Origin of the sequence: Halomonas sp. ND22Bw, from assembly GCF_003011945.1 — a bacterium.
GTDB classification, from domain to species: Bacteria; Pseudomonadota; Gammaproteobacteria; order Pseudomonadales; family Halomonadaceae; genus Halomonas; species Halomonas halophila.
Map to the genome: position 1 here is coordinate 1 of NZ_PXWD01000431.1, position 339 is coordinate 339.

General features: G+C 68.7%; 1 protein-coding gene. It reads left to right on the forward strand.

Annotation, left to right across the window (positions count from 1 at the left end; translation table 11 throughout):
- On the forward strand, positions 1–339 hold a 339-nt coding region (locus CVH10_RS18780; RefSeq protein ID WP_181244504.1), incomplete at both ends, for a nitroreductase family protein.

Here is a 339-nt window from a genome sequence, read left to right on the forward strand (position 1 = left end):
GGCCCTGATCGATGCCAATGAGAAGCGCCTCGCCCGGCTGGCGGTGCTGGTCGAGCTCAGGAACGGGCCAGCCAAGGATCAGGCGGTGCTGGCCAAGCTGACCGCCGCGCCCGTCACCATCCTGGTGGTGTCCACCCCCGTCCCCAACGCCAAGCCGATCTGGGAGCAGCAGCTGTCGGCCGGGGCGGTGTGCATGAATCTGGAGCACGCGGCCGGCGGCTTCGGCTACTCCGCCAGCTGGATCACCGACTGGTACAGCTACGACCCGCAAGGCGTCGCCCTGTTCGGCCTGACCGAGGGCGAGAGCGTCGCCGGCTTCATCCACATCGGCACGCTGAA